Annotated in this window: 8 protein-coding genes and 1 pseudogene; 1 reads left to right on the top strand and 8 read right to left on the bottom strand. The window is 59.4% G+C overall.

Annotated features, from left to right (window positions below; genetic code table 11):
- The 4 genes from QZ571_RS17650 to QZ571_RS17665 all read right to left on the bottom strand — a co-directional run.
- Positions 1–127 (bottom strand): glyceraldehyde 3-phosphate dehydrogenase NAD-binding domain-containing protein (locus tag QZ571_RS17650; protein WP_295536696.1); only part of this gene is annotated, 127 nt, incomplete at its 3' end.
- A 12-nt stretch (positions 128–139) separates the two neighbouring features.
- Positions 140–2,098 carry a transketolase gene (tkt, locus tag QZ571_RS17655; RefSeq protein ID WP_295537395.1) on the bottom strand — a complete coding sequence of 653 codons (1,959 nt, stop codon included), beginning with the start codon at positions 2,096–2,098 and terminating at the stop codon, positions 140–142.
- Between the two features lie 17 nt (positions 2,099–2,115).
- A complete protein-coding gene (locus tag QZ571_RS17660; protein WP_295537397.1) occupies positions 2,116–2,988 on the bottom strand; it encodes a phosphoribulokinase in 873 nt (290 codons plus the stop codon).
- Between the two features lie 3 nt (positions 2,989–2,991).
- On the bottom strand, positions 2,992–3,987 hold the full coding sequence (locus QZ571_RS17665) for a class 1 fructose-bisphosphatase (RefSeq protein ID WP_295537399.1): 996 nt from the start codon (positions 3,985–3,987) through the stop codon (positions 2,992–2,994).
- Positions 3,988–4,100: 113 nt separating this feature from the next.
- Here QZ571_RS17665 and cbbR point away from each other — a divergent pair, with 113 nt between their 5' ends.
- The gene (gene cbbR, locus QZ571_RS17670; protein ID WP_295537401.1) at positions 4,101–5,027 is read left to right on the top strand and encodes a LysR family regulator CbbR; all 927 of its coding nucleotides are present in this window, start codon (positions 4,101–4,103) and stop codon (positions 5,025–5,027) included.
- A 141-nt stretch (positions 5,028–5,168) separates the two neighbouring features.
- Here the strand turns inward: cbbR and QZ571_RS17675 are convergent, their stop codons facing one another.
- The 4 genes and pseudogenes from QZ571_RS17675 to QZ571_RS17690 form a co-directional block, all read right to left on the bottom strand.
- The gene (locus tag QZ571_RS17675) at positions 5,169–6,794 is read right to left on the bottom strand and encodes an alpha-D-glucose phosphate-specific phosphoglucomutase (protein WP_295537403.1); all 1,626 of its coding nucleotides are present in this window, start codon (positions 6,792–6,794) and stop codon (positions 5,169–5,171) included.
- Positions 6,791–8,809 carry a glycogen debranching protein GlgX gene (gene glgX, locus QZ571_RS17680; RefSeq protein WP_295537405.1) on the bottom strand — a complete coding sequence of 673 codons (2,019 nt, stop codon included), beginning with the start codon at positions 8,807–8,809 and terminating at the stop codon, positions 6,791–6,793. Before glgX ends, QZ571_RS17675 begins: the two co-directional genes overlap by 4 nt.
- Complete coding sequence (glgA, locus tag QZ571_RS17685; RefSeq protein WP_295537407.1) at positions 8,799–10,241, bottom strand: glycogen synthase GlgA; 1,443 nt, start codon at positions 10,239–10,241, stop codon at positions 8,799–8,801. The genes glgX and glgA overlap by 11 nt, the downstream gene beginning before the upstream one ends.
- A gap of 63 nt (positions 10,242–10,304) precedes the next feature.
- Positions 10,305–10,766: pseudogene (locus QZ571_RS17690) on the bottom strand (glucose-1-phosphate adenylyltransferase); the annotation flags it as partial.

The following is a 10,766-nucleotide window of genomic DNA, read 5'->3' on the forward strand; positions in this document are numbered from 1 at the left end:
TGGTCTCCACCGGGCCGAGATCGTTGATCGCGACCACCTCGATATCGGTGCGCCCCGATTCAATGATCGCGCGCAACACGTTGCGCCCAATGCGCCCAAAGCCGTTAATGGCAACTTTGACGGTCATTTTCATTATCCCTCAGATCAAGTTTTTAGCTTGCGAAGCAATTGCTTCTGCAGTGATGTTGAAGTGTTTGTAGAGTGCGGGGGCAGGGGCCGAGGCGCCAAATCCGTGCATCCCGACAAAGCCATCTTCGCGGTCCAGGAACAGATCCCAGCCCTGACGGATCGCCGCCTCACAGCCCACGCGCGGCGCGGTGCCAAGGATTGTATCGCGATAGGCTTTGTCCTGCGCTTCAAACAATTCAAAACAGGGCGCAGACACCACGGCCGCATTGATCCCGTCCGCCGCAAGCAGATCAGCCGCCGCAATCGCGATCTCAACCTCCGAGCCGGTGGCGATCAACGTCACATCGCGTTTGGCCGGATCACGCAGCAGATAAGCGCCGCGCGCAGTCAGGTTTTCGGCCTCGTGCTGGGTGCGTTGCAGCGGCAGGTTTTGCCGTGACGCCACGATCATCACCGGCATATCCTTTGACATCATGGCGATTTCCCAAGCCTCAGCGGTTTCCACGGCATCTGCCGGGCGCATCACCAACAGGTTGGGAATCGCGCGCAGGCTGGCGAGATGTTCGACGGGTTGGTGGGTCGGGCCATCTTCTCCCAGACCGATGCTGTCATGCGTCATCACATAGGTCACCGGCACGCCCATCAGAGCCGACAGCCGGATCGCGGGGCGGCAGTAATCGGCGAAAGCCATGAAGGTGCCGCCATAGGGTTTCAGCCCGCCATGCAACGCAATCCCGTTCATCGCGGCCGCCATCCCATGTTCGCGGATGCCGTAATGGATGTAGTTACCACTGAAATCTTGCGGCGTAACCGATTGCATTTTCGAGCTTTTCGTAAGGTTCGACCCGGTCAGGTCAGCCGAGCCGCCAACCGTGAAGGGCAGGGTGGTATTGACCACTTCCAGCGCCATCTGACTGGCTTTGCGGGTCGCGACATTTGGTTTGTCTTGCGACAGTTTGCGCTTATAGGCCTCGATTGCGCCGGGCAGCGCGCTGGTGTCGCAAGGCTCAGTCGCTTGAAATTCAGCGCTAAGCCGTTGCTCCCACTCCGCCCGTTTATGCGCTCCGCGTGCGGCGATCTGGTGCCATGAATCATAGATAGATGCAGGAATTTCAAAGGGTTCATAAGCCCAGTTCAGCTGCTTTCGCGCCGCTGCGATCTCGGCATCCCCCAGCGGAGCGCCGTGCACATCGTGACTACCCTGTTTATTCGGCGCGCCAAATCCGATGATCGTGCGACAGGCGATTAGCGAGGGGCGCGGATCGAGGCGTGCTGCCTCAATCGCCTCGGCAATGGCGTTCATGTCATGGCCGTCACAAGCGCTGACATGCCAGCCCGCCGCGGCGAAACGCGCCTGCTGATCGGTCGAGGTGGACAGGTTGGTATCACCGTCAATGGTGATCGCGTTGTCGTCCCACATCACAACCAGCTTGCCCAGTCCAAGATGCCCGGCAAGATCAATCGCCTCGTGGCTGATGCCCTCCATAAGGCAGCCGTCACCGGCAATCACATAAGTGAAATGATCAACATTATCATTTCCATAGCGCGCATTCTTCATCTTTTCTGCTAGCGCCATGCCCACGGCGGTCGCAATTCCCTGACCCAAGGGGCCTGTGGTCACTTCGATCCCGTCGGCATGGCCGTATTCCGGGTGCCCAGCAGTGCGCGATCCAAGTTGGCGAAAGTTGCGCAGCTGGTCCATGTCCATATCCGCGTAGCCTAGCAGATGATGGATCGCATAAACCAGCATCGAGCCATGCCCCGCAGACAGAACAAAGCGGTCGCGGTCGGGCCATTTCGGCGCAGCGGGATCAATCGTCATAAAGCGGTTGAACAGAACGGTGGCGACATCAGCCATGCCCATTGGCATCCCGGGATGGCCGGAATTGGCCTTTTGCACCGCATCCATGGCAAGCGCGCGGATGGCGTTCGCCATTTCAGTTTCTTGATTGATTTGAATATCTTTCATGGCGTCTTTCAACTTTCTCAAGCGCGCTTGGCGTCGCGCACCAGGCGCTCGATCAAGGGGGTGAGGATCAGTTGCATCGCCAAATCCTGCTTGTTGCCCGGGATCACGATCGAGTTCGCACGGCTCATCCACGAGCCATGGATCATCGACGTCAGATAAGGGAAATCGATGCCACGCGGGTTCTTGAAGCGGATCACGACAAGGCTTTCATCGGGCGTCGGAATCCAGCGCGCGATGAAGGGGTTTGACGTATCGACCACCGGCACACGCTGAAAGTTGATGTCGGTTTCAGAGAATTGCGGCACGATGCAATTCACATAAGAATGCATGCGGCGCAGGATCACATCGGTCACCGCCTCGGTCGAATAGCCGCGCGACGCTCGGTCGCGATGGATTTTCTGCGTCCATTCCAGGTTGATCACCGGCACCACACCGATTTTCAGATCGGCGAGTTGCGCGAGATTGACCTCGTCATTGACCACGCAGCCATGCAGCCCCTCGTAGAACAACAGATCGGAGTCATTCTCAAAATCGTCCCAATCGGTGAAATGTCCCGGCGGGGTGCCATGGGCGGCGGCCTCGGTATCATCATGGATATAGTGGCGCGTCTTTCCTTTGCCGGTCTCGCCATAGTCGCGAAATACCCGCTCTAGTTCGGCTAACTCATTGGCCTCATATGAAAAATGCGAGAAACCAGGATCGCCAGCATCATAGTGATTTTGCAACTCGGCCTTCATATCGGCGCGATTGAAGCGGTGAAACGCATCGCCCTCGATCGAGACGGATTTGATCCCCTCGCGGCGAAAGATTTGCTCGAAGGTGGATTTCACGGTCGACGTGCCAGCTCCGGACGAGCCAACGACAGAGATGATCGGGTGTTTCTTGGACATGATTTAGCTCCGGAACAGGCCGCGTTTGTTGAACAGCGCATGCGTTTCGTCGTGCGGCAGATCGTAATAGGCCGCGACTCGGGCGACTTTGGCGCTAGAGCCAAAGACGAAGGGCGTGCGCGCATGCAGGCGATTGGGAATGTTGGACAGGATCTGATCGGCGCCATCGGTGGCACCGCCACCAAGCTGGGTCACCAGCAAAGCGATCGGGGCGCATTCATAGACATGGCGCAAGCGACCTCGCGCATAGCCATCGCGATCATCGCCGGGATAGAGAAAGACGCCACCACGGGTGATGATGCGATGCGTTTCCGCCACCAGTGACGCGATCCAGCGCATATTGAAGTTGCGCCCGCGCGGGCCCTCGGCCCCTGCGACCAAATCGTCAATAAAGGCGCGGACTGGCACTGGCCAATGGCGATAGTTCGACGCGTTGATCGCGTATTCCGACGTATCTTGGGGCAGGGGGCGCGGATCGGCCACGCGGGTCCAGGTGTCGCCACCCGGCTCCAGCACCCAATGGTGCACACCGTTGCCAAAGCTCACAACCAGCGCGGTTTGCGGCCCAAAGATGATGTAGCCGCCCGCGATCTGCTCAGAGCCCGGGCGTAGAAAGCTTGCCGCATGCGTCTCGGCTGCCGGAAAGATTGAGAAGATCGTGCCAATCGAGACGTTCACGTCGATATTGGACGAGCCATCCAACGGATCAATCGCCAGCGCCAGCGAACCGGTACCAAAATCGACCACATCGTCTTGCTCTTCTGAGGCGTAATGAATGACAGCACTGTCGCGCAGCGCATCCATAAAGGCCTCATCGGCAATCACATCAAGCGCTTTTTGACCATCACCGCCAGCATTGACGCCCGCCGCTTGCGACAGATCTCCTTCAATACCGTTGCGGGCAATCATGCGGGCCAGAGTCGCACCGACCTGCGTCAGCCGGGTCATCGTATCGGCCAGTTCGGCAGTCAGGCCGAGGCCTTCGAAACTTACGGACATCGGACCCTCCTCCAAGGTGACGTGCTGCAATGAGGTTAAGATTGCGGAGAAAGGGTTTTTATGAAATTTAAATAATGGGTATAACCTTTAAAGGAATTTTAAAGCAGATGCGGATGAATGCCCTCACGCTAAAGCAGTTACGCGCCCTTGATGCGGTGGCAAAAGGCGGTTCCTTGACCGCTGCTGGGGAAAAGCTTGGTTTGACGACCCCGGCAATTCACACGCAAATCAAGGGCTTGGAAGAGGCACTTCAGATGAAGCTGATCCAACGTGCCGTTGATGGCGCGGGATCTGAACTGACCGAAGCGGGTCTGGCATTGCGCGAAGCCGCACTGAGAATAGAAGACAGTTTGTCGCAGGCAGAGGCCAATCTGCGCGCGATTCAGCGTGGTCAAGTCGGCCGATTAACACTTGGTGTGGTCTCAACGGGCAAATATTTCGCGCCGCGACTGGTCAAACTAATGCAACAGGTTCACCCGGAAATCGAGATTGCGCTGAAAGTCGGAAACCGCACTGAGATTCTGCAAGGGCTTGATCGCGGTGCCTTCGACATTGCCGTGATGGGGCGTCCACCGCGCCAGCCCGAAGTGATCGCGCAACCCTTGGGCGATCATCCTCATGGGCTTGTTGCGCCGCCCGGACATCCGCTGATTGGACATGCCAACGATCTGGATGCGTTGTTTTCGCAGCGCTTCATCTCGCGCGAGCAAGGCTCTGGGACGCGCATTCTTATGACACGTTGGCTGGACCGTATCGGAGACGGGCGGATTTACGACACGCTTGAGATGGACAGCAACGAGACGATCAAACAAGCCGTAATGGCCGAGCTTGGCGTTGCATTTCTCAGCCTGCATACCGTGACAGATGAGGTGGACACCGGGCGTCTGGTGCTGCTGAATGCTCCGGGTCTACCGCTGATGCGCCACTGGTTTCTGGTGCGTCCAGTCAAAGAGCGGCCGCGCGATCTGACATTGCGGATTTGGGATGAAATCATCGGGTTGAGCGGGAAATTCCTGCCAAAACCGATGACGACGTTATAAGCGCAATCTCATAAGGGATTACACGAAAACAGGTGTTTAGCAGGCTCCCTTGATGTGATTGGGTTACATAATACCGATTATAGGATTATTGTGTACTATCGAAACAAGGCCCGTGTGCCGCCCTGTTTCGGCTCTCACACCTCAGGTGATCACATTTGGTGCCACGCGCCCCGTGCGGTTTCGGATGCCAACAATGGCTTCGGTCGCTTTGATAATCGGTCCCAGCGCCTCTTGCGGATCGTGGTCAAGCCCGTCTGGCCCCGGTGCGTAGCGTTCCATATAGACGCGCAAGGTCGCGCCCTCGGTTCCCGTGCCCGACAAGCGCAGCACGACACGTGAACCGCCCTCGAACAGGATGCGAAACCCTTGACCCTCAGACACCGACCCATCCACAGGATCGCGATAGGAAAACTCATCGGCACTTTCCACGATCAGCCCCTCATGGCGCGCCCCTGTCAGCGCCCCAAACCGCGCGCGCAGATCGCCCAGCATGGCCTCGGCCTGATCCACGGGCAGCGCCTCGTAATCATGGCGCGAATAATAGTTGCGCCCGAAATGCGCCCAGTGATCTTGCATAATCTCAGCCACGCTCATCTGACGCACGGCGAGGATATTGAGCCACATCAGCACCGCCCAAAGCCCGTCCTTTTCGCGCACGTGGTCTGAGCCCGTGCCAAAGCTTTCCTCGCCACACAGGCTGACGCGACCGGCATCCATCAGGTTGCCGAAAAACTTCCAACCCGTTGGTGTTTCGTAACAATCCAAGCGCATTTCGGCCGCAACCCGGTCCACCGCCGCCGAGGTCGGCATCGAGCGCGCCACGCCCTTGAGGCCCTTTTTATAGCCCGGAACCAGATGCGCATTCGCCGCCAGCACGGCCAAAGAATCCGAGGGAGAAACGTAAATCCCCGCCCCCAGCACCATGTTGCGATCGCCATCACCATCCGAGGCCGCACCGAAATCTGGCGCGCCATCACCCATCATTTCCGCCATCAATTCATGCGCCCATGTCGGGTTCGGATCGGGGTGCATTCCGCCGAAATCTGGCAGCGGTGTGGCATGGGTGACAGTGCCCGCAGGCGCACCCAAGCGGCGCTCAAAAATCTCGACGGCATAGGGACCGGTGATCGCGCACATCGAATCCATCCGCATCCGGAAACCTGCTTTAAACATGGCCCGCAACGCGTTGAAATCGAACAGCGTTTCCATCATATTCGCATAGGCTTCGACGGGGTCAACCACCTCGACCACCATCATGCCAAGCTGCGCTTCGCCCACGACAGTCAGGTCGGGATCATCCACATCCAGACAGAGATATTCCGTAATCTCCTGGCTGAGTGCATAGATCGCCGCCGTCACCGTTTCAGGCGCAGGCCCACCATTGCTCATGTTGTATTTGACGCCGAAATCCTCATCCGGGCCGCCGGGATTGTGGCTCGCCGACAAGATGATCCCGCCCATTGCGCCGCGCGCGCGGATCAGATGCGAAGCCGCCGGGGTCGACAGCCACGCGCCCTGCCCCACGATCACCCGCGCCGCGCCATTGGCTGCGGCCATTTTCAGGATGATGCGCGCGGCCTCGGCCCCGAAATAGCGCCCGTCGCCGCCCAGAACCAAGGTCTGGCCTGCAACGCCGCCAATCGCCTCAAAGGTCGCTTGAACGAAATTTTCAAGATAGCGCGGCTGCATAAACACCTTGGTTTTCTTGCGCAAACCAGAGGTGCCGGGCTTTTGACCCTCAAACGGTGATGTGGCGTGGCGAGTCATGCTGGCTCCTGCGATACTGTTTGAACAAAAACTTGTAGCGATTGCGCACTAAGGCAAGTCTGAGCGCAACACGTCATGGCAACGCCCCCCTCGGGATCGGCGCTATCAAGCACACGCTCCCACGCGCCCTCGGGCAAGCGCGCCTCACAAGGTCCGCCGGCGTTGAAAATCAAATAGGCGGCGCGATCGCCGGCTTCGTGGGCCGGTCCTTCGGCTGCGCCACGAATTTCCACGCCGATGCAGCGCAACTCTCGGCTGCCCCAGTCATCGGGCGTGGGTTCTTGCCCCGAACACAGCCGCCAGATCAAATCGCGCAGCCCGTCTTGCGCGCGGATCAAAGCATGTAAAAACCGACGCTGACGCAGTACAGGATAGGCGTGGCGCAGCGCGATCAGCCGCGCAGTAAACGCAATCAGCGTGCGATCGGCATTGGGCCAGTCAAGCCAACCAATCGGGTTGTCCTGTGCATAGGCATTGTTATTGCCCCCTTGCGAATTGCCAAACTCATCGCCCGCCAACAGCATCGGCACGCCTTGGCTGAGGATCAACGTGGACAGCAGCGCCCTTTTGCGCGCATCCTGCGCTGCGCGCTCTGGCAGTGCTTCGGAGAAGTTCGCGTTATGGCCGTCGCGATTGCCCTCTCCATTTGCGTCATTTCGCTTTTCTGTATGACTGACAAGGTCTTGCAAGGTGAACCCGTCATGTGCGGTGATGAAATTCACCGAGGCACTCGCTGCCCGCCCGTCATGGTCAAACACCTCGGCCGAGCCCGCAACCCGGCGCGCCAGATCGCCCGCCATCGCCTCATCGCCACGCCAAAAGCGGCGCGTATCGTCGCGAAACCGATCATTCCACTCGGTGAACGGATGCGGGAACCAGCCAAGATGATAGCCCCCAGGCCCGATATCCCAAGGCTCTGCAATCAGCTTGACGCACCGCAAAACCGGATCTTGTGCGATCGCGCTGAGAAACGGCGCATGAGCCTCAACCGCACCGCTTGCACCGCGCGCCAAAGTCGCCGCCAGATCAAAGCGAAACCCATCCACGCCCATTTCCTGCACCCAATGGCGCAGGCAATCCAGCACCAGCCGCAGCGTCAGAGGCTCGGACAGATCCAGCGTATTGCCCGTGCCTGTCTCGTTAATATAGGCGCCGCGATCGCTCAGGCGGTAATAGCTGGCATTGTCGATCCCGCGCAGCGACAGCATCGGGCCGCGCGCATCGCCCTCGCCGGTATGGTTGAACACGACGTCAAGGATCACCTCAATCCCCGCACCATGAAAGCGACGCACCATCGCGCGAAACTCCGCGCGCGGGTCGGCCCCGCCATAGCGCGGCTCGGGCGCAAAAAATCCCACCGGCTGATAGCCCCAATAATTGCGCAGCCCTTTTTCGACGAGGAACTTGTCGTCCAGAAAGGCGCAGGTCGGCAGCAGCTCAATCGCGGTAACGCCCAGCCGGTTCAGATGCGCCAGAACCGGATCGCTCGCCAGCCCCGCCCAAGTGCCGCGCAAAGGCTCGGGGATGTCAGGATGCAACATGCTCAGACCCTTGGGATGGGCCTCATAAATCACGCTATCACGCCAGCGATGCGCGGGGCGTTGCCAATCGGGATGCAACGTTTCGCAGACCACGGATTTTGGCATGACCGGTGCGCTATCACGTTGATCTGGCTTGGATTTCCCCTGCGCCATCGCCGCGTTCCAGATCAGCGGTTGATCAAGCGCGCGCGCATACGGGTCAATCAGCAGCTTGGCGGGGTTAAACCGATGCCCCGACTCGGGCGCCCAATTTCCATGCACGCGATAGCCATAGCGCGCCCCTGCCCCAAGCCCCGGCACAAAGCCATGCCAAATCGCACCAGAGCGCCCCGGTAGACGCAACTGCACCTCGCCAGCGTCGGTGAACAGACACAGATCGACCGCCTCAGCATGGCGCGACGCCAGCGCAAAATTGACGCCTTGCTCGCTCAGCGTTGCGCCCAGCTGATCGGCGCAGCCCGTTTCAATCTGCATTGGAAATCAACGTATCATAAAGCGCCCCGTAGCGGCTGGCCGATTGCGCCCAACCCCAATCCTGCTTCATCGCGCGGCGCACCATCGCCCGCCATTGCGCGCGGTCCTCATAAAGCGCCACCAGCTTGAGCAAGCCTTGCTGCAAAGCCAGCGCATCCACGGGATGAAACACCACGCCGGTCGCGGCCTTGGCGGCCTGCGTTGCCGGGCTCGCACCGATCACCGTATCGGCCAATCCGCCCACCGCCGCCACCACCGGCAAACAACCATAGCGCAGCCCGTAAAGCTGGGTCAGCCCGCAGGGCTCAAAGCGCGAAGGCACCAGTACCGCATCGCCGCCACCAAACATGCGATGGCTCAAGGTCTCATCATAGCCGATCTTGACGCCGACCTGACCGGGATAACGCGTGGCGAGATCAAGCATCGCCGCCTCTGCCCAGCGATCCCCCGACCCCAAAACCGCCAAGCCCCCGCCCGCAGCAAGGAACGGTTCAATCGCCGGTGCGATCAGATCAATCCCCTTCTGATCGGTCAACCGGCTGATCAAAATCGCCAGCGGGCCTTTGACATCAAGATTAAATTCGCCCTCTAACGCGTTGCGGTTCTTTTCTTTTCCGGTAAGAGAGCCGGACGAGAACGGCTGGATATTAGGGTCGACTTCCGGATCCCAGATCGTAGTGTCGATACCGTTGAGAATGCCGTGCAAATCGCGCGCACGCAGTTGCATCACACCCTCTAGCCCCATGCCAAAGACGGGACGCATCAGCTCATCAGCGTAGCGTGGGCTAACCGTGGTGATCGCATCTGCCGCCATCAATCCGGCTTTCAAGGTCGAAATATCCCCCCAAAATTCAACGCCATCGCGCTCGAAATCGGCGGGCTTTAGAGCCATCGCCGCAAGTTTTTCGCGCGCAAAGCGGCCTTGAAAGGCGATATTGTGCACCGTGATCACCGTGGGAATGCCAGAGTCTCGCAGATACCACGGCACCAAACCGGTCTGCCAATCATGGGCGTGAACGATCTCGGGCTTCCACCCGGCAATGCCTGCGCCTGCGACCTCGGCGGCGACATGGCACAGCGCGGCAAAGCGCTCGGCATTATCCACGAAATCGATCCCTCCGTCAGAATAGGGCCCGCCCGCGCGGTCATAAAGATGGGGCGCATCCAGCGCCAAAACCACCGTTCCGCCCACCTTGCCCTGCATCAGCCGTGCCGGCGCTCCATAAAGATCAGGGCTTTTCCAGACCGCTTTCGACGCTTTCAGAGATTTCAGAACGCCGCGATAGGCGGGAATCATAACCCGCATCTCCCAGCCCTGCCCGGCCAGTGCGCCGGGCAACGCGCCCACCACATCGGCCAAGCCCCCGGTCTTGACCAGCGGCACCATTTCAGAGGCCACGGAGAGAACTTTGCGCATCTTGCCCATTTTCATCTGGCCTCAAATACTCTCGGGGGGCGGCGAAAGCCGCGGGGGCAGACAGCCCCCTCCCCGGATTTACCCCAGCGCCGCCGCACGTTTGTCCAGCATCGGCTGCGTAATCAACACAACGCCCCCTTCGGTGCGACGAAACCATTTCTCATCCTCATCTGGATCTTCCCCGACGATCAATCCATGCGGGATTTGCACACCGCGATCAATCACGCAATGGCTAAGCCGCGCATGTCGGCCGATATCGACATAAGGCAGCACAACCGCTTGATCGAGCGCGGAAAAACTATGCGCGCGCACGCCGGTATATAGCAGCGAATGGCGCACCTCGGACCCCGAAACGATGCAATCGCCCGACACCAGCGAGGACACCGCCGAGCCGCGACGCCCGTCCTCATCATGGATGAATTTTGCGGGCGGAACGATCTCGGCATAGGTCCAGATTGGCCATTCATTGTCATAAATATCCAGCTTGGGCGTGAAGTCGGTGAGGTCGATATTGGCCTGCCAGAACGCATCGACCGTGCC

This window comes from uncultured Thioclava sp., assembly GCF_913064665.1.
Taxonomy (GTDB): domain Bacteria; phylum Pseudomonadota; class Alphaproteobacteria; order Rhodobacterales; family Rhodobacteraceae; genus Thioclava; species Thioclava arctica.